This window comes from Candidatus Palauibacter sp., from assembly GCF_965261555.1.
Taxonomy (GTDB): Bacteria; Gemmatimonadota; Gemmatimonadetes; order Palauibacterales; family Palauibacteraceae; genus Palauibacter.
The window spans coordinates 2,441,491-2,459,028 of the sequence record NZ_OZ253465.1 but is presented as its reverse complement, the minus strand read 5'-3'; the positions used below and the strand labels follow the sequence as shown (position 1 = coordinate 2,459,028).

Below are 17,538 nucleotides of genomic sequence, written 5' to 3'. Positions count from 1 at the left end.
GCCGCAATCTAACGGTGCGGTGCGTCGGCCGCCCATCAGCCGCCCGGCCGGTCCGGCAGGGCGATCGGTTCGCCCGCGGACGGCCGCACGCCGTCCGCGTACAGTTGCGCGTTCAGCGCCGGCACGCGCGTCTCGATGAGCGCGTTGAGCCGGTCCAGCAACTCCGGCATCACGTTCCAGACCTCGTCGACCTGCCACAGGTGGTCCGCCGTCGGGACCGTGGACGACCCCTGGATCGCGTTCGCGACGCCGGCGTTCCTGCGCGCATCTCCCAGTTCGTCGCGAATCTCCTCCACCTCCTCCTCGATCGCCTCAAGCTCCTCTTCCAATCCTTCGGGCGCCTCGTCCGCGCCGTCGATCAGCTCCTCCGCCGCGGACAGCTGCTCCTCGATCGCGTTGAGGGCCTGCCCCGCCTCGTAGATCGGGCCCGCCATCGCGTGGAGGCTCATCAGCGCCTCCTGCCGCGCCATCCGGTCCGCCCGGCTCATCGGCCGACGGGGCTCCGCGACGACCTCGACCGTAGCCGAATACGTCTCGCCCCCCGCCTCCATGCTCACCGTGTACTCGCCGGGCAGGACGATCGGGCCCTGCGGCGCGCCGCCGAAGAAGCCGCCGCCTCCGCCGGGGCCGCCACCCGGGCCGCCCTCGCGCTCGTACGGCGCGTCGTACCGCCAGTCCCAGATGACCTCGTTGATGCCCACTTTCGCGGGCGCCTCCAGCGTACGTACGTGTACCCCCGAGGCGTCGGAGATCTTCAATGCGAAGGCGTCGTCCCCATCGTCACCGGCGTCTCCGCGGTCCGGCTCCTCGCCGTCGTCGTCCCCTTCTCCGTCGTCTCCCTCGCCGTTGTCGTCTTCATCGCCGGCGTCCTCTCCCTCCTCGTCGTCCGCCGTCATGTCCTCGGCCGGGGCGTCGCGCAGGTAGTAGCGGATGCGGGCCCCGCGTGGCGGGTTCGGGGCGCTGTAGGTGGCGCCGTAGAAGGGCCAGTCCCCGCGCTCCACCCACATGATCGAGCGGTCCCCGAACACCCGTCCCGCCTCTGCAAGCATCCCCTCGGAGAGCGCCTCGAGCGGCGCCACGTCGGCGAGGATATAGAGGCTGCGACCGTGCGTGCCGACGATGAGGTCGTTCTCGCGCGGGTGCACGAGGATGTCGTCCACCGGCACCGTGGGCAGGTTGTTCTTCAGCTGCACCCAGTTCTCCCCGCGGTCCACGGAGACAAAGACGCCGACCTCGTTCCCGATGAAGAGGAGGTTCGGCGCCCGGTGATGCTCGACGATCACGTTCACCGACCACCCGTCCGGGAGCCCGTTCGCGATCGCCCGCCAGCTCTGTCCGTAGTCCTCGCTCACGTAGGCGTACGCCGCGTAGTCGCCGTTCCGGTGCCCGTCGAAGGTCGCGTACACCCGACCCTCCACGTGGTGGGACGGCTCCACCCGGCTCACGTACGTCCGCTCCGGGAGACCCGGGATGCGGTCGACGACGTTCTCCCACGTCTCACCGTCATCGCGCGTCACCTGCAGGTTCCCGTCGTCCGTCCCCGCATAGATGAGTCCGCGCACGAGCGACGATTCCTCCACCGAGGTGAGGTTGCCGTAGTTCGCGATCCCGTCGTTGAGCGACATCTGCGGCTCGGAGCCGGGGACGCCCATGATCTCGAGTTCCTCCCGGTCGATCTGCTTCGTGAGGTCGAGCCCCCCGACCTCCTCCCACGACATCCCGTAGTCCCGCGAGCGCAGCAGGTAGTTCGCGCCCAGGTAGACCGTGGCCGGGTCGTGCGGCGAGAGGAGCAGCGGCGAGTTCCAGTTGTAGCGGTAGGCCTTCGTCGTGTCCCCGTCCGCCCGCGGCCCGACGATCGGACGCATGGGAATCTTCTCTCCCGTCGTCAGGTCGTAGCGGTTCATGTTCCCGCCCTGCGACTCCGAGTACACGATCGTGGAGTCGGTGGGGTCGACGATCGTGAAGAAGCCGTCGCCGTACGCCGTCTCGTACCAGTCCTGGTGCCGGATGCCGTGGAACGAACGCGTGTCCGAGGGCCCGCACCAGGCGTCGTTGTCCTGCAGTCCCCCGCACACCGCGTAGGGCGTCCGCATGTCGAAGCCGATCGCGTAGAACTGGCCGAGCGGGATGTTGTCGAACATGCGCCAGTGCGCCGCCCCGTCCCACGAGGCCGCGACCCCGCCGTCGCTCCCCAGGATCAGGTGGTCCGGATCCTCCGGGTTGATCCACAACTGGTGATGGTCGACGTGGATCTGGACGGCGCCGTCGTTGCGGAACGTCCGTCCCCCGTCATCGGAGATCGCGAGCTGCGTCCCGAGGACGTAGATGCGATCGGGGTTGCCGGGATCTATGCGGACCTGGGAGTAGTACATCGGGCGCGGGTTCGTGTCCGACACCTTCTCCCACGTCTCGCCGCGGTCGGTGGAGCGGAAGAGCCCGCCCTGGCGCGGACCGCCGCCTCCGCCCCCGAAACCCTGGCCGGGCCGCCGGGGATCCGCCTCGACGAGCGCGTAGACGAGGTTGCCGTCCTGGCGGTAGATGTCGATGCCGATGCGCCCCTTGTCCCCTGCGGGAAGGCCCTCGGTGAGTTCCGTCCAGCTGTCGCCGCCGTCCACCGTGCGGTAGAGGCCGCTCCCCGGCCCGCCGCCGTTGAAGCCCCAGCCCGTCCGCTGCCGCTGGTACATCGCCGCGAAGATCGTGCTGGGGTCGGCGGGGTCCATCGCGAGGTCGATCGCGCCCGTGTGGTCGTCGACGTAGAGCACCTTCTCCCACGTCTCCCCGCCGTCCCTCGTCCGGAAGACGCCGCGCTCTGGGTTCGAACCCCAGAGGTCCCCCATCGCGGCCACATGCACGATGTCGGGGTTCCGCGGGTGAATGAGGATGCGGGCGATGTGCTTCGTCGCCTCGAGCCCCATGTGCATCCACGTGTTCCCGCCGTCCGTCGACCTGTAGACGCCGTTCCCCCACGGGGAGGACTGTCGGTTCTGCGGCTCCCCGGTGCCGACCCAGACGAGGTTCGGGTTCGCCTGGTGCAGGGTCACGTCGCCGATCGAGCTCGTCGGCTGGTCGTCGAAGAGCGGCGTCCAGGACGTGCCGTGGTTCTCCGTCTTCCACAGCCCGCCGGTGGCGGTGCCGAGATAGAAGATCTGGGGCTTCGCCTCGACGACGTCGAGGTCGGCGATGCGGCCTCCCATGAGGGCGGGGCCGACCTCCCGGTACTCGAGATGGGAGATCGCCGTCTCGAGCGCGGACTGGGCGGCGCCGGCCGTGGCACCGGTCGTGGCGCCGAAGAGGAGACCGGCGGCGGAGAGCGCGAGGACTCGGGCTGCTTTCATGGTACTGCCTCGGAAACGGGGAGATGACGGGCTTCCGCCCGCAAACTGCACCGCGGAGATGCCCGCGCAATACGCCGGACCCCTATTCCCGGAACGGGCCCGGCTCCCGAAGCGCTCGAAGGTCACGAACCGTGAGATCATGTTTCCGTGTTCGTTGATAATATGCTTCCATTTGTATTGAAAATATGTCTCTGTAGATGTTGAAAATCTGTCTCTGTCTCGTTATTCTGCTTTCGTGGCACACGCATCCGGGGAGCGGTCGGCATGGAATCAAGACTCGATGAAGGGGGAAACGCAGGGGTCGGACGCACGTCCGGGCATGTGAGCGGGCGAGCGGAAGGACTCGACGTCGACGACTACCGCGGTCGAGTGGCCGACCGGGAATTGCGGGCCTGTCTGGCTGCGGCCGGCGGGGTGCTGATCGAGGGTCCGCGCGCCTGCGGGAAGACGGTGACCGCCCAGCATGTCGCGGCAAGCGAGGTCTTTCTGGATGTCGACCGCAGGGCCCGGGACATGATCCTGGTCAATCCCGACCTGGTGCTGGAAGGCGCCACCCCTCGCCTGATCGATGAGTGGCAGACCGCCCCGGTGATCTGGAACCACGTCCGGCGTGCGGTGGATAAGCGCCGCGGGAAGGGCCATTTCATCCTTACGGGATCGGCCGTTCCGCCCGATGACGTCACGCGCCATACCGGCGCCGGCCGAATCCTCCGGCTGCGCCTGCGCCCCATGTCGCTCTTCGAACTGGGGCACGGCACCGGCCAGGTGTCACTCGCAAACGTGCTGGGGGGCTCACCCGTCTCTCATCCATCGATCGACCTGTCCGTACACGATCTGGCCGAACTCGTCTGCGTGGGTGGCTGGCCGGGGCATCTGCAATCCTCGGCCGAAGAGTCGCTGCGGGTGAATCGGGGCTACGTGGACGACATCTGCCGTGCCGATCTGCGGCGCGCCGACGGAGTTCGGCGGGACCCGGGGCGAGTCCATCGCTTCATGCAGTCGCTGGCCCGGAACGTTGCCACGTGCGCTTCTCTCGCGACCATCGCCCGCGATGTCTCCGGTCCGGATCACCCATCGATGACGGGCCATACCGCGCGTTCGTACCTCGCCGGCCTCGAGCGCCTGATGGTGGTGGAGGACCTGCCGCCGTGGGCGCCTCATCTCAGGTCACGCACCCGACTTCACCGTTCCCCCAAGCGGCACCTGGCGGATCCGTCCATCGCGGCGGCGGCGCTCGGCGCGGGGCCGGAACAACTCCTGCACGACTTTTCCTGGTTCGGCTTCCTGTTCGAATCGATGGTGATCCGCGACTTGCGCGTCTATTCCCAGGCTCTCGGCGCGAGCGTAAGTCATTACCGTGACCACGCCGGTCTCGAAGTGGATGCCATCGTCGACGCCGGCCCCGGCCGCTGGGCGGCCTTCGAGATCAAGCTCGGCCTGGGGCGGATCGATGAGGCGGCGAGTTCGCTGCTGAAGTTCGCCGACCGTGTGGATACGAGCCGGTGCGGAGAACCCGCCGCCCTCGCGGTCATCGTCGAGCGCGGCTTCGGGTATGTTCGTCCGGACGGGGTGAGCGTGATCCCGCTGGGAGCGCTCGGCCCGTAGAACGCGCTGGAGAACGCCGCGCCCTGGCCGGAAGTCAGTCGGCGCGGGGGGCGGAGGTCCGCAGTCCCGCCGCGAGTGCGAGGATCGAGGCCAGGAGGAGGGCGGCCGAAGCCGGGAAACCGGCGCGCGTCGGGCTTTCTTCCCGCGCGGCCGGCTCGAAGTCGGGCACCCGATCCCACTCGACCGCGTCGATCGGCGCGGCGTCGAAGAAGAGCGGTTGGAAGTGGGCTTTCAGCCGCTCATGGTGTCGGCGGACGGCGTCCTGGTACGCGAGTTGCGCGCCCAGATCGGTGGCCGCGAGACGGTCGAGGGCGAGTTGGGCCGCGAGCGGCGGCACGAGGAGGGACCACCTTCGCGCCCAGTCCTCACGCTCCCGCAGTACGTCCCGGTAGGCGCGCGAGGCATCGCGCGCGGCCTGATCGCCCCGGTGGTTCATGGCGTAGTACCAGGCCCACGTGAAGACGTCCTCTGGGACGGTCCGGTCGCTCCACTCCGGGTAATCCTCGTAGAAGACCTCCATCGTTTCGGCCTTGGACAGATCCCACGCTTCGTGATACCCCTGCCGCTGGCGCACGGTGAGTTCCAGCGCCTCCGGAACCGGGTGGAGGATCGCGTTCGCGAGGCCGAGCGCCGCGGGGGCGAGGAGGGTGAGCGCCACCCACGTCCCCACCAGGATCATGGCGTTGGCGGTGGAGGACCGGCGCCCGGACGCTACCCCCAGGCAAAGCGCGAACCAGAAAAGGGTGTGCAGGACGACGAGCGCGACCGCCCAGGCGGCCCGACCGTCGAGTTGGAAGCCGGCCAGCCACCACGCGACCACGACCGGGACCGCGACCACCACGCCGACGAGTATGGCCCGCGCCGCGAGCTTCGGGGCGAGGAGGCGCCGCCGGCGGGCGAAGAGGCGGACGAGATTCCAGGTGCCCCCCTCCCGCTCGCTGGAGACGAGGTCGTGGGTGAGGGCGATGATGAAGAGGGGAAGGAGCCCGATGAGAAGGAAGGCGAGGTCGAGATCTCCGGCCGCGGCCAGCGTCGGGTTCACCGTCTCGTGTTCGTAGAGTTGTCCTTCGAGCGCCAGGAGCCGGATGCGCAGGCTCGCCGACTCGACCTCCGTTCGGCCCCGCGCGAGAGCGGCAAGGGGCAGGGACGGCTGCGGCGCCGGAAAGGCGAGGTAGTAGAGGACCTCCCCCGCGTCCGTCGTGGGGGGATAGCTGGAGAGGAGGTAGTCCAACTGGTCCTGGTAGGCCGTCTGCGCGGCGACCGCGGACGATGCCGCCGCCTCGATGTTCCGTCCGCCACGCCACGCCGCGTAGATCCCGATGGCGAGGAAGAGTACGACGGCGACGGCGACGCCCGTGGAGCGCGTCAGCCGCAGCGTGTCCAGCCTGAGCAGGCAAAGCCAGGCCTTCATGAGCCCGACCGCTCCACCCCCACGCGCGCCAGCCGCCCCCGCGCCAGGCCGAGGCCCAGTAGGGGCAGGAGGATCCACAGGGCGAGTGCGGACAGCGAGAGGGAGCGGGCGGCCAGCACCCCGCCGAGTGGCGGCGGCCGCGTCCCGAAGGTCGGGAATTCCGCCCAGTGCTCGCGCGAGAGGCGCTGCGCACGGTCGTTCTCATAGCGGATCTCGCTGATGTGGAGATCGTTGAGGCGCTGAATGATGTCGTACCGGTGGGCTTCCGCCTGGGCTCGGAACGCCTCGACAGCCTCGGGACCGGTCCCGGATACCGCCATGGAGAGGTCCCGCGCGGCCAGATAGGGCGAAAAGAGTCCCGTCCACGAGAGGACCCGGTCCTGACGGCGCTGGCCTTCGACCAGGTCCCGCTGTTGCTCGTCCTGGATCCGGCTGCTGATGGCTTCCCCTTCCCGGCTCACCACGCCGCCCCAGTTCACGGGAAGCTCCTCGACCGACGCCACCTCGTAGCGCGCCAGGTACTCGTCCCTAAGGGCGCGGAAGAAGGGGTCCTGCGGGTTGTGGCTGTCTCCCACCTCGTTCAGCGCCAGTTCCACCTGGTGGGTGAACTCGGCGCGGGAGGGCAGCGGGTGCAGCGCCCCCGCCACGGAGGCTCCGAGGCGCGGCGCGGCGACGCAAAGGGCGACCCATACCGCGATCAACAGTGCCAGGGCGCTCCGCGAGGAGGCCCGGAAGGAGGAGGCGAGGACGGTCACCATCACCCAGCCCGCCAGGTAGGCCGCGTAGGTGGCCGCCAATCCGGCCACGCGCCCGGCGGAGACCGGACCGACGGCCCCGGACCCGGCGATCGCCACCGTCGCGAGACCGACGGGAAGGGCGGCGATGGCCGCCACCGCCCCCGTGCCGAGCACCTTGCCCGCGAGGATCTGGGCCGGCGTCGCCCCCTGGGCGAGGAGGAGCCGAAGCGTGCCCCGCTCCCGCTCGGCGCTCACCGAGGCGAAGCCCGCGACAACCACGAACAGGGGCAGGAGGAGGGAGAGTACGGCCGCCGGCGTGAGGCGGCCGAAGCGCAGCATCCCGGTGGCGTGCCGGGCCTCGCCGAAGTTGGCGGTGTTCTGCCGGTGTCCCTCGAGGAAGAGCGAGGTCCCCGCCCAGGCGCCGACTCCCGGGTCGAAGAAGGCAAGCGGCGCCTCCTCCCGAAAGACGAGGAACCCGTAGTGGATGACCCGGTGCGGATGACGGTCCGGCTGCTCCGCCCACTGGCGCTCCACCATCGCCTGGTAGCGCGCGCGCTGTTCCGCCTCGCTCGCCGCGTGATGCCGGGCTCCGAGGACCGCGACCACGCCGAGGGCGATGACGAGCCCCAGCAGGAAAACCACGTACCGGTCCTCGCGGACCGCACCCACCTGCCGGCGGGCGACGAGCAGCGCGTTGCGGAGACCCACCTAGTCGGCGCCTCGCACCCGGCCGAGTCCGACCCCCGCGCCCGCGCCCGCCAGAACGAGCAGTCCGATCAGGACCGAGAGTGGAACGCCGGCGCGGCGCACGACGTCGGCGGACGCTTCGTCGGCGAGACGAAACTGCGGCACATCGGAAAGGACGCCCGCGTTCATCTGCTCGCTGGCGAGGATCGCGGGCACGAAGAACTCCCGCCATCGCTCGGCGAAGACGCGTACCTGCGACTGGAAGGCGGCGAAGCGCGCGTCTCCCGTGCCGGCCGCGTCGATGAGCACCTCCTGGGCCAGGAGGGCGGGCGAGAGGAAGCGGTAGCGGCGGACCAGGGCGATCTGTTCCGCGCGGCGCGCGTCGTGTTCCGCCGTCACCTCCTCCAGGCGGCGGTTGACGGCATCGGTGGCGGCCCACGCGAGCGCCCCCAGGCCGGGCTCGTCGGCCACCACGCCCTCGGCCATCTCGGGATGGTCCTCAAGGTATCGGGCGAGGAGTTCGCTCCGCTGGTTCACGGCCTCGTTCGAGGCCTCGCGCTGGGCGGTGACCATCTGCACGCGCGACGGCAGCGGGTGCAGCAGGCCCGCCGCGATGTTGATCGCGGCCGGGAGCACGACGACCAGAACCAGCCACGCGCCGACCAGCACCGTGGCGTTCCAGGCGGAGGACCGCCGCAGGCTGTTCACCCACGCCGCGAGCACGAACCAGAAGAGCGCGTACGCGACGACGGCGCTGCACCAGAGGAGGATCCGGCCGGGCGCGTCGAAGTCCCCCGCGACGACGATCCCGGCCAGCGAGACGGCCAGCACCATGCCCACGACCAGGAGGGCGCGGAACGCGAGTTTCGCCGCCACGACGCCCCGCGCCGACACGGGCTGCGAGAGGGTCAGAGCCAGCGTCCCCTGCTCGCGCTCCTCCGAGAGTACGTTGAAGCTCAGGGCCAGCACGAGCAGCGGCAGCAGGTACACGACGACGAAGGCCAGATCGAAACGCCCGACCATCAGGTTGAGGGGACTCTCGACCTCTCCGTTCTGCTGGAACGACGACTCGTTCGTGTAGATGTTGACGTCGTAGTAGTACGGCAGCAGGTCGCTCTGTCCGACGGCCAGGGCCGTGAGCGGCCCCGGCGTCAGCACGGCGGTGTGACGGCCCCGCGCCCCGCCCAGCACGTTCGGGAGCCGCGGATCCGAGAAGCGCGAAGCCGGTTCCGCGCCGTTCTCGATGTCGGTCAGTTCCTGCTCGATCGCGAGGGCACGCTCGACGTTTCCCGCCTGAGCGACCTCCGCGGTGCGCTCCTGGAAGCGCGTCCAGACCACCCCGTTGGCCAGCGCGTAGACCAGCAGGAGCGCGAAGAGCCCGAGCGCGATCCGGAGCGGCCGGTCCGCCATGAGCAGGCGCCGCTCGTTACGGATGACGGTGCGCGCGGTCATCCTACGCCACCTCCGCGCGCCGTACGCGCGCCGCGGCGATCAGGATCGTTCCCGCGAGCCAGCCCGCGAGGACGACGAGCGACAGGATCCGGTTGCCCAGCACCCAGCCCAGCGTCGGGGCGTCGTACCGCAGCGGCGGCGTCGACTCCCAGAGTTCGGATCCGGCCTGGTAGGAGAAATCGCCGCTGCGGGAGTTCTCGGTGAGGTCGCCGTTCATCCGCCGCATCAGGTCCCGGCGGTACATCTCCGCGGCGCTCGCGAAGTGCCGGTGCTGCTCGACATCGGTTCCGGCCAGTCCCATGGAAAGCGCGCGCACCGCGAGCAGCGGAGCCGCCACCGCGATCATCTCGTGAACGGCCCCCTGGCGCTCGAACGCATCCCAGAGCGCGCCGTAGTTGCGGTCGAAGATCCGGTTGCCGAACTCCTCACTCTCCTGGAGGTAGGCACCCACGTCGTTGATCGGCAGATCCTCCACCCGCTCGACTCCGTACTGCGCCATGAGGCGTTCGGCCAGCGCATCCCGGTCCGGAGGGATGATGTCTTCGGCGCCGGAGGCCATCTCCTGTTCCACCGTGCGCGCGAACTCCAGGGCGGAAGGCGTGGGGTGCAGCCACTTGGACAGGTCCACTGCCACGCGCGGCGCCACGAGCCCGTTCACGACCCACACGCCCAGCAGGATCACCAGCGCGGTGCGCGTCGAGCGGGCCCAGGCGGAGACGGCCAGGGAGAGCGCCACGAAGGCGGCGAAATAGACCAGGTAGACGACGGCCAGGACCGCGGCCCGGGCCACGGGGGATGCCGCCGGACCCGGACTGCCGACGACGAGGGCCGCCGCCCCCACCGCCGCTGCCGGTACCAGCAGCAGCGCCAGCGCGCCCGCGATGCCCAGCGCCTTTCCCAGCGCGAGGTCGCACCGCCCGACGCCGGTCGCGAGGAGTTGACGCAGCGTGCCCCGTTCCCGCTCGCCGGCGAGCGCGCCGAACGTCAGCAGGATGACGAGCAGGGGCACGAGGTGCTGCAGCACCTGCGCCGCCGTGAGGGCCCCGATGCGCTGGGCCGCCGTCGCGTCCTGGGCCGGGCGCAACAGGAAGTCGTTCTGCCGGTGCGCCTCGAGCCACACCGATGTCCCGGTGTACGGGTCCACGCCCTCGTCCACGAAGGACAGCGCCAGGCGGGGCTTGAACGCATAGATGCCGTAGTGGGCTGCGGAATGGGGGTTCTTCTCGCCCTGCGTCTCCCAGTGCTCGCGGGCCGTCGCCTGCGCGGCCGCGTGCTCCCGCTGCGCCTCCCGCGCCTGGACCCACCCGTGGCCCAGGGAGACGAGCAGCAGCGCGCCCACCAGGACGGAGCACCATCGGAAGCGGCCGTCCCGGAGTACGTCGGTGAATTCCTTGCGGACGATGTGGCGGATGTTGTGCCTGATCATCGACGCCTCCTAGTCGTGCATGTGTTCCAGGTAGACGCGTTCGAGATCCGCGTGGCCGATCTCGTCCGTGCCCATCTCCGTGACCAGACTTCCGTAGCGCATAATTCCTATGCGCGTCCCGGTTTCCTTGGCGCGAAACAGATCGTGCGTCGCCATGAGCACCGCGACGCCGCGATTTCTGAGGCGCTCGATCAGGGCCGAGAACTCGTTGGAGGCCTTGGGGTCGAGACCGGACGTCGGCTCGTCGAGCAGGAGGGCGTCGGCTTCCTTGGCCATGGCGATCGCGATCCCGACCTTCTGCCGCATGCCCTTGGAGTACTCGGACACGCGGCGGCCGACCGCGTCGCGCTCAAGGCCGGCTTCGACGAGGATGTCCGCGAGCCGCTCGCGCCCCAGCGACCCCTTCCCGCCCAGAGCGGCGAAGTACTCGAGGTTCTCGAGACCGCTGAGGTTGCGGTACAGCATCACCTGCTCGGGGATGTAGGCGAGCCGGCGCTTCGTCTCACGGTCGTGGGTGGACACGTCGAGCCCGGAAACCAGGGCCTGGCCTCCCGACGGCGACACGAAGCCGAGAAAAAGGTTGATCGTCGTGGTCTTCCCCGCCCCGTTGGGGCCGAGGAGGCAGTAGACCTCTCCCGGCTCGATGGCCAGGTCGAGGGCATCGAGGGCCTGCGTCGCGCCATAGCGCTTGCTGAGCCCTCGGGCCTCGAGGAGGGGCGTGTGCCCTGCACCCGATTCGGCGGTCTGCATGGGTTTCCATCTCTCGCGTTTGCCGCGCCGTCACCGGCGCAGGCGTCGACAATCTCCTTGCCGGTCTCCGGATGTCTCCGGCTCGGCGGAGGGGCTTTCGCTACAGACTCTTCGCTACAGAGAGATGGGAAGTGGAGGCGCGCGGCTGCGGTGAGGGGAGAAATGGACGGCCCCGACATTCAGCCGTTGTCCGCGGAGCGCGGGAGCCTGCACGAGCGTGGGCTCCTCGAGGCGCAGCGTCGCCGGGGACAGGACGGGTTCCGCCTTGTGCGACAACTCGCATATGGCACACTCCGCCGGCGAATCGGCGGCGTCGTCGTGCTCATGCGAACCCTCCGCGATGCCGACGACGAGGAGCGAGAGGGCGACCAGGACTCCAGACAGAAGGCGCGCAGCGCCCCTCGATCGTCCGGCACCGGCCTGGTCTGCCATGGCTCCCCTTCCGTCCCGCGAATCGGCGCGCCAGCCGGCCCGAAGGGCCGCGGCGGCGGCACCTTAGAGAACGCACCGGTCCCGGTCAACGTTGAGCCGCCCACGGGGCAGCGCGAGGCGGGCGACCCCCGGCAAGGCGAGCCGAGGCCGACCATCACTTTTGTTACACCCAGCCATCGGTTTTGACATTGTTCCGAGCCTCATGTGGCCTTCGGTTAGTTCTTCGTGAGAGCCGATCTATTCCAACGTGGATCGCAAGGCCATGACAGGGAGCGGGTTAGCGGGACATGCACCGATCGCGTGCGGCGTCACACACAGGTCTGATCGCCATCTGCTGCACGGCGTGGATCGCGGTAAACGGGGGCGTATCCGCGCAGGAGAGCCGTCTGGTGATGACGGAGTCCGGCAGGCACATAATGCCAGCGCACGTCGTCGTTCGCGGCGGCGCGCTGTCTCCGCGAGGGGACGCCAGCCTGTTCTGGAGTGGCGATACCGTCTGGATCGCAACGACCCGCCACGACGAGGTGCGCGCCGTGTGCCCGGAGAGGGTCCGCGCGCCGCTCGGAGCCGCGTTCGTGATCGCCCCGGCGGCCGGCCGGGCGCCCGCCATCGAGATCATCGACGGAGGGGTGCAGGGCGAGGAAGAGCCGCGGCTCATCCGCTTCGCGGACGGGCATTGCCGCGCGACAGCCTGGGGCGGCCCCGACCCGAGCCTGCCCATGGCCCGCGACGCGAGCGGTTGGGTGGCCGCGAGCGCGACCGGACCCGGCGTGCCCAACGGAACCGCGACGACGCGGGTCTCGCTCGTGAGGGGCGGCGGCACACCCTTCGCGACGCCCTTCTCCACGTCCGACGTCGGCCTCCCGATCGCAGGGTCTGACAGCGCGGTCATATCCGTGTCGAGCGGGCCGCGCGGCATCATCGTCTCGTCCCGCCAGTTTCCGTTCGCCTGGTCGACCGCAGCGGACGGCGACAACCCCACGGCAGCTGGGCGCGTGCCAGCCGGGAACGAGTCCTACTACGGGAACGACCCGTGGATCGGGACGGGTGTGTTCGCGCTCGACTCGGGCTTCGTGCAGGTGCTGGCCGATCTCGCATCGGACCGGCGCGACCTCGTCTTCTACGACTCGTCGGGCGCGTTCAAACGCCGACGGGTCATCGACGTTCCGTTCGGGATTCTCGACACCGCGCCGAACCGGCGGCAACTACTGGCCCTCCGCAGGACGGACCGCGTCGAGATCCTCACCTACGAATGGACTTGGCAACCCCACCGGGCCAGGAAGTGAACCCGAAACCAAGGAGCAAAGGTATGCTGACGAAGAAGATCTCGAACTGGATGATCGCCGCCGCGATCATCCTCGGCGTCGAGGCCCTGACGCCCAACAACGCGCAGGCACAGCCGGATACTGGAATAGAATTCTGCCTAAGCTGTGGCATGTTTTCGGGTGAGTGCGACGAGGGAGGGCCGGGCGTAAACGACATATGCGTCTGGGGCGAGTGGGGGGGAGTGGATTGGTGCGTTTCGTGGGGACGCGATTTCTGCGATCCGCGGATCTCGTTCGACGACGCAGGTGCCGACGGGGCGCTGCTGCGGGAGCGAACGTTCGCGTCTTCGGCGTCTCGGGGACTTGAGGCAAGGGATTTGCAGACGGGGCACGTGCGGGACTGCAGGAGCCGAATTGTGGCGAGGTCGTACGGTTCCGATGAGGCGGAGGACATGCGCCGCCGGACCGAGTCGATCGTGATCTGAGGCCGCTCGGGCGTTGCCGATGACCGGAGGAGAGCGAGGCCCGGTGCGTCCTCCGGTCCTCGGCGGCCCCGAGGTACAGACAGGAGATTGGATCAATGATCAAGGTGGTACTTCCCGCCGTGGCGGTTCTCGCCGCGGCTGCAAACCTCCCGGCCCAGGAGCGTCGCGACACGCTCGTCGAGGTGTCCCGCCTGGCGGTCCCCGACAGCGTGCCCCTCACGTACATCGAGCAGTTAGTCCCGGTGGCGGACGGTTCGATCTACATGCTCGATGCCCGGACGGAGGGCGTGTTGGCGTTCGGCCCGGACGGGGCCTTCCGGCAGCAAATCGGTCGGCGGGGCGAAGGTCCGGGCGAATTGCTCTCGCCGTGGCGTCTCGGGCTGCTCGGACGTGACACGCTGTGGGTCGCGGATGCGCGGCGCCGCGTCAACCTCTACGATGCATCGACCGGGGAGAGTCTGGCTGACTTCGGGCTGGCCACATGGGATGCCGCGACGGCGGGCGGCGAGATCGTGCGACCGTTCGCGGCGCTGGCGAACCATAGCATCATGGCCTTCAGGTGGGCGGAGAGGGACGTACTGGCGGAGGTGCTCGCATTTCGCGTCGAGCGCGGGGCCCCTCCGGAAGGCGCTTCGCTTGCGCTCTTGGACCTCCGGGACCGGTCCGTCGCGGCCCCGGTACCGACGGGCGACGGCAGCCTGCAACTGCGCAATCCGTTTTCTCACAGCGACATGATTGTCGTGGGCCCCAGCGGGAGGCGCGTCGCAGTCATCCGGCGACCGAGGCCGGAAGGCTCGCCCGCGTTCTTCGTCGCAGAACGGCACGACGTGTTGCACGGTATTGTGGACACCGTTCAGGTTTCGTATGAGCCACGCCGCTTGGATGCTGGCGAGATCCGGGCGTGGGCCGAGGAGCTCGGACCGGTGGAGCGGATGGTCGAACTCGGCGTATTCCCCAGCCGGGCGTCGGGGGTCGAAGCGGTGCTTGAGGCGCTTGATGCACCCGGCCACCACCCACCGGTCGAGAACCGGGGGCGGGGTATCGTCGATGAGGGCGTGCTGATGGACCGGGAGGGTGGCATGTGGTTTCAGCTCTACAACCCGTCCGGCGGGTCGAACGAGTGGATCGTCGTCTCCGGCGAGGGCGGCGCAGGAGACGTGTCGCACGTGGCAGCCCCCGAGGGCAGCCGAGTGCTCGCGGTAAGCAGGGACCGGGTGTGGGCGGAGGTGCGCGACGCGTTCGGCGTGCCTGCGGTTCAGGTGCTGCGGGTCCAACGCGCCGACGGATGACGGCGTGACTCGGTACGCCCGCATCGGCGCGGCCCTCGCCGGGACCTTCGCGTTCGCCGTGCTTGCGCCCATGGTCGCCGCGCAGGAGCCGGGCACTCGCCTGGCAGGGACCCTCGTGTCGGAGGGCGACGGGGCCCCGGTGGACGGGGCGGTCGTGTCGCTCGTGGACGGTGACGGCGTCGTCGTGTGGGAGACGCTGTCGAACGCCAGCGGCGCGTTCAGCCTGCCGCTGCCGCCGGTGGGCACGTACCGCGTGCGGGCGGCGCGCATCGGCTACGATTTGTGGACCTCCGGCCCGATCCTCATCGACTCCGCGCAGGCGCCCGGCCCGCTGCGCCTCGAGATCCCGGTGCAGCCGGTGCCGCTCCCGGCGTTGATGGTCACGGAGCAGAACGACTGTCCGACGACGCCCGAGGAACGGCGGCGCGCGTTCGAACTCTACGAGTCCGTCCTCCCGATCCTAGACTCAATGTCCACCGCCGCGGCTGGCGACTCTCTGCTTGTGCGGATGGAGCGGCCGGTCCGGATTTGGAAACGAGGCGGGTTCCGCCGTGTTCGGGACACCGTGACCGTCATGGTCTCCGAGGCGCTGCCCAACGCGTCGCCGGGACACCTGGAGGCGTACGGATACGGGGATGTGGTTGATGACTCCATGACGACGTTCTACGCCCCGGACGGCGCCGCCCTCGCGTCGCCGGGGTTCCTCGCGACGCACTGCCTGAGCCCGGCGGCGGACGACGAAGCCGATGATGCGGTGGCCGGGCTGGGGTTCGAGCCGAGGCCCGGCCGAGAGGTCGTGGACGTCAGGGGCGTGCTGTGGATCGACACGGTGGCCAACGAACCGCGGGAACTGGCCTTCCACTACACGTCGCTGCGGCCGTTCCTCGAGAGGCATCTGGTTCCGCCGCTACGGGCTGACTACGAGCGTCGTGTTCCAGACCGCCGCGTCAGGATTCTCGTCATCCGCATCGAGGAGTCCCGATTCGGAGGGCAACTTCGCTTCGAGCGTGTCGCCGGTGATCGTTGGCTGATCCGCGAGTGGCGGATACTCAGGCCCCGCCTCTCCTTTCGCAGCTTCGGCGCCCCGCGCACGGGGAGCTCCGTCTCGCCCATCGCGGTGCCGCTCGAGTACAGAGGAGAGGTGCTTGCGTTGTTCCGCCGCACCGACGGTTCTCCGCGATGACCCGCGATCCGTCGTCCCCCGCGCGGATTCCGGAAGGCCCTCGAGGCCGCCGGGCGAAGCTCGCAGTGACTGTCCCGTACGCGTTGGTCCGTGCGGTCCTCGCCGCGAGCTTGGGGCTCGCGACGCTCGCGCCTTGGGTGGCGGCGCAGGAGTCGACGGCTCGGATGACGGGACAAACTGTGTCAGAGGGCGACGGCGCGCCGGTGGACGGGGCGGTCGTGGCGCTCGTGGACGGCGAAGGCGTCGTCGCGTGGGAGACGCTGTCGAACGCCAGCGGCGCGTTCAGCCTGCCGCTGCCGCCGGTGGGCACGTACCGCGTTCGGGTATCGCGCATCGGCTACGATTCGTGGACCTCCGGCCCGATCCGCATCGACTCCGCGCAGGCGCCCGGCCCGCTGCGCCTCGAGATCCCGGTGCGGCCGATCCCGCTCCCGGAGTTGATGGTCACGGAGCAGAACGACTGTCCGACGACGCCCGAGGAGCGGAGGCTCGCGTTCGAACTCTACGAGTCAGCCCTCCCCATCCTGGACTCAATGTCCACCGCAGAGACTCGCGACTCTCTGCTTGTGCGGTTGGAACGGCCGATCCGGATCTGGCGACGAGGCAGGTTCCGCTATACACAGGACACCGTGACCGTCATGGTCACGGAGGCGTTGAGTAACGCCTCGCCGGGACACCTGGAGGTGTACGGGTACGCGGACATCGTTGGTGATTCCATGACGACCTTCTACGCCCCGGACGGTGGCGCGCTGGCGTCGCCGGGCTTCCTCGCGACGCACTGCCTGAGCCGGGCGGCGGATGACGAGGTCGATGATGGCGCTCTGGCTGGCTTGGCGTTCGAGCCGAGGCCCGGCCGGGAGGTCGTCGACGTGACCGGCGTGCTGTGGATCGACACTGTCGCCAACGAACCCCGGGAACTGGCGTTCCACTACACGTCGCTGCGACCGTTCCTCCGGCGACATCTGGTTGAGCCGCTACGGGATGACCACGAGCGTCGTTTGCCTGGCCGCCGCGCCAGCATTGGCACCATCCGCATCCAGGAGTCTCGTTTCGGGGGGCAACTTCGCTTCGAGCGTGTTGCCAGTGATCGTTGGCTGATCCGCGAGTGGCGAATGCTCACGCCGCGCCTCGCTTCTCGCTCCTTCTCGCACCCGCGCACGGGGACCAACGTCTTGCCCATTGCAGTGCCCCTTGAATCCCGAGGCGAGGTGCTTGCGTTGTTCCGCCGCACCGACGGTTCTCCGCGATGACCCGGGATCCGTCGTCCCCCGCACCGGTTCCGGGAGACGCTCGAGACTGTACCGCCATGAGCAAGGCAAAGTCCAAGCTTCAACGAGTATTCATACCGGAAGAAGTGGAACAGGCTGAAACGCAACAATTGCACACTCTTTTCGACACGATCAACTCTGGGTTTGGAAAATAAGTTATTGATGTACTGTCTTTGAAAGTCACTACTCAATATATGACATCCAAACAAACCC

At 69.2% G+C, this 17,538-nt stretch carries 13 protein-coding genes; 6 read left to right on the top strand and 7 right to left on the bottom strand.

Annotation, left to right across the window (positions count from 1 at the left end):
* Nucleotides 1-35: 35 nt before the first annotated feature.
* Entirely contained in the window at nt 36-3,335 is a 3,300-nt protein-coding gene (locus ACQY5G_RS10580) for a WD40/YVTN/BNR-like repeat-containing protein (RefSeq protein ID WP_428273778.1), read from the bottom strand.
* Between the two features lie 264 nt (nt 3,336-3,599).
* Here ACQY5G_RS10580 and ACQY5G_RS10575 point away from each other — a divergent pair, with 264 nt between their 5' ends.
* Complete coding sequence (locus ACQY5G_RS10575; protein ID WP_428273776.1) at nt 3,600-4,940, top strand: ATP-binding protein; 1,341 nt, start codon at nt 3,600-3,602, stop codon at nt 4,938-4,940.
* 34 nt (nt 4,941-4,974) lie between these two features.
* Here the strand turns inward: ACQY5G_RS10575 and ACQY5G_RS10570 are convergent, their stop codons facing one another.
* From ACQY5G_RS10570 to ACQY5G_RS10545, 6 genes are all read right to left on the bottom strand, one after another.
* Nucleotides 4,975-6,351: a DUF3526 domain-containing protein gene (locus ACQY5G_RS10570; RefSeq protein ID WP_428273774.1), complete on the bottom strand. Its 1,377-nt coding sequence runs from the start codon at nt 6,349-6,351 to the stop codon at nt 4,975-4,977.
* A complete protein-coding gene (locus ACQY5G_RS10565) occupies nt 6,348-7,796 on the bottom strand; it encodes an ABC transporter permease (protein WP_428273772.1) in 1,449 nt (482 codons plus the stop codon). Before ACQY5G_RS10565 ends, ACQY5G_RS10570 begins: the two co-directional genes overlap by 4 nt.
* Nucleotides 7,797-9,227, bottom strand: coding sequence for a DUF3526 domain-containing protein (locus ACQY5G_RS10560; RefSeq protein ID WP_428273770.1), 1,431 nt, complete (start codon nt 9,225-9,227; stop codon nt 7,797-7,799). It abuts the gene before it with no gap.
* A gap of 1 nt (nt 9,228) precedes the next feature.
* Nucleotides 9,229-10,653, bottom strand: coding sequence for an ABC transporter permease subunit (locus ACQY5G_RS10555; protein WP_428273768.1), 1,425 nt, complete (start codon nt 10,651-10,653; stop codon nt 9,229-9,231).
* A gap of 9 nt (nt 10,654-10,662) precedes the next feature.
* A complete protein-coding gene (locus tag ACQY5G_RS10550; protein WP_428273766.1) occupies nt 10,663-11,403 on the bottom strand; it encodes an ABC transporter ATP-binding protein in 741 nt (246 codons plus the stop codon).
* Between the two features lie 114 nt (nt 11,404-11,517).
* Nucleotides 11,518-11,835, bottom strand: a complete 318-nt coding sequence (locus ACQY5G_RS10545) for a hypothetical protein (protein WP_428273765.1) — start codon at nt 11,833-11,835, stop codon at nt 11,518-11,520.
* Between the two features lie 416 nt (nt 11,836-12,251).
* Here ACQY5G_RS10545 and ACQY5G_RS10540 point away from each other — a divergent pair, with 416 nt between their 5' ends.
* The 5 genes from ACQY5G_RS10540 to ACQY5G_RS10520 all read left to right on the top strand — a co-directional run bounded on the left by ACQY5G_RS10540 (nt 12,252) and on the right by ACQY5G_RS10520 (nt 17,307).
* Nucleotides 12,252-13,121 (top strand): hypothetical protein, encoded by an 870-nt coding sequence (locus ACQY5G_RS10540; RefSeq protein ID WP_428273763.1) that lies wholly within the window; start codon nt 12,252-12,254, stop codon nt 13,119-13,121.
* 23 nt (nt 13,122-13,144) lie between these two features.
* Nucleotides 13,145-13,585, top strand: coding sequence for a hypothetical protein (locus tag ACQY5G_RS10535; RefSeq protein ID WP_428273761.1), 441 nt, complete (start codon nt 13,145-13,147; stop codon nt 13,583-13,585).
* 95 nt (nt 13,586-13,680) lie between these two features.
* On the top strand, nt 13,681-14,874 hold the full coding sequence (locus ACQY5G_RS10530) for a 6-bladed beta-propeller (protein WP_428273759.1): 1,194 nt from the start codon (nt 13,681-13,683) through the stop codon (nt 14,872-14,874).
* A 4-nt stretch (nt 14,875-14,878) separates the two neighbouring features.
* Nucleotides 14,879-16,057: a carboxypeptidase-like regulatory domain-containing protein gene (locus tag ACQY5G_RS10525; protein ID WP_428273757.1), complete on the top strand. Its 1,179-nt coding sequence runs from the start codon at nt 14,879-14,881 to the stop codon at nt 16,055-16,057.
* Nucleotides 16,058-16,221: 164 nt separating this feature from the next.
* On the top strand, nt 16,222-17,307 hold the full coding sequence (locus tag ACQY5G_RS10520) for a carboxypeptidase-like regulatory domain-containing protein (RefSeq protein WP_428273755.1): 1,086 nt from the start codon (nt 16,222-16,224) through the stop codon (nt 17,305-17,307).
* Nucleotides 17,308-17,538 lie beyond the last annotated feature (231 nt).

Excerpts from the sequence above, each read along its gene's own strand:
- ACQY5G_RS10530 (WP_428273759.1), top strand. The coding sequence starts at position 13,681 with ATGATCAAGGTGGTACTTCCCGCCGTGGCGGTTCTCGCCGCGGCTGCA.
- ACQY5G_RS10520 (WP_428273755.1), top strand. The coding sequence starts at position 16,222 with ATGACGGGACAAACTGTGTCAGAGGGCGACGGCGCGCCGGTGGACGGG.
- ACQY5G_RS10560 (WP_428273770.1), bottom strand. The coding sequence starts at position 9,227 with ATGACCGCGCGCACCGTCATCCGTAACGAGCGGCGCCTGCTCATGGCG.
- ACQY5G_RS10540 (WP_428273763.1), top strand. The coding sequence starts at position 12,252 with ATGCCAGCGCACGTCGTCGTTCGCGGCGGCGCGCTGTCTCCGCGAGGG.
- ACQY5G_RS10575 (WP_428273776.1), top strand. The coding sequence starts at position 3,600 with ATGGAATCAAGACTCGATGAAGGGGGAAACGCAGGGGTCGGACGCACG.
- ACQY5G_RS10570 (WP_428273774.1), bottom strand. The coding sequence starts at position 6,351 with ATGAAGGCCTGGCTTTGCCTGCTCAGGCTGGACACGCTGCGGCTGACG.
- ACQY5G_RS10545 (WP_428273765.1), bottom strand. The coding sequence starts at position 11,835 with ATGGCAGACCAGGCCGGTGCCGGACGATCGAGGGGCGCTGCGCGCCTT.
- ACQY5G_RS10580 (WP_428273778.1), bottom strand. The coding sequence starts at position 3,335 with ATGAAAGCAGCCCGAGTCCTCGCGCTCTCCGCCGCCGGTCTCCTCTTC.
- ACQY5G_RS10555 (WP_428273768.1), bottom strand. The coding sequence starts at position 10,653 with ATGATCAGGCACAACATCCGCCACATCGTCCGCAAGGAATTCACCGAC.
- ACQY5G_RS10550 (WP_428273766.1), bottom strand. The coding sequence starts at position 11,403 with ATGCAGACCGCCGAATCGGGTGCAGGGCACACGCCCCTCCTCGAGGCC.
- ACQY5G_RS10535 (WP_428273761.1), top strand. The coding sequence starts at position 13,145 with ATGCTGACGAAGAAGATCTCGAACTGGATGATCGCCGCCGCGATCATC.